Genomic DNA, 264 nt, shown 5'->3' with positions numbered 1-264 from the left:
CGAAACGTCTAAGCCACATGAAATAATGATATGACGAGATGAAATCAAACTTACGAAAGGCATCTTCTTTTAAGCAATTAAGAGAAGGTGTCTTTTTATACAGTTTGAGAAATGAGGAAAGCGCTTTGAGTTCAGATAAATTTGTATATGTGATCAATACCTCAAAAATATTAAAAGATAATAATATATCGATTGCAGTTGATAACAAAAATATCATTCAAAAGGATAATAGACCTTATTATGTTTCTATTTCTTTGAATAACG

At 28.8% G+C, this 264-nt stretch carries 1 protein-coding gene; it reads left to right on the top strand.

The window, feature by feature from the left end; genetic code table 11:
- Positions 1 to 38: 38 nt before the first annotated feature.
- On the top strand, positions 39 to 264 hold a 226-nt coding region (locus RMT89_RS43615; protein ID WP_315889299.1), incomplete at its 3' end, for a hypothetical protein.

Source organism: Streptomyces sp. P17 (assembly GCF_032436805.1).
Classification (GTDB): Bacteria; Actinomycetota; Actinomycetes; order Streptomycetales; family Streptomycetaceae; genus Streptomyces.
Note: the sequence above shows the minus strand (reverse complement) of the source record. Positions and strands in the feature narration are given on the sequence as shown.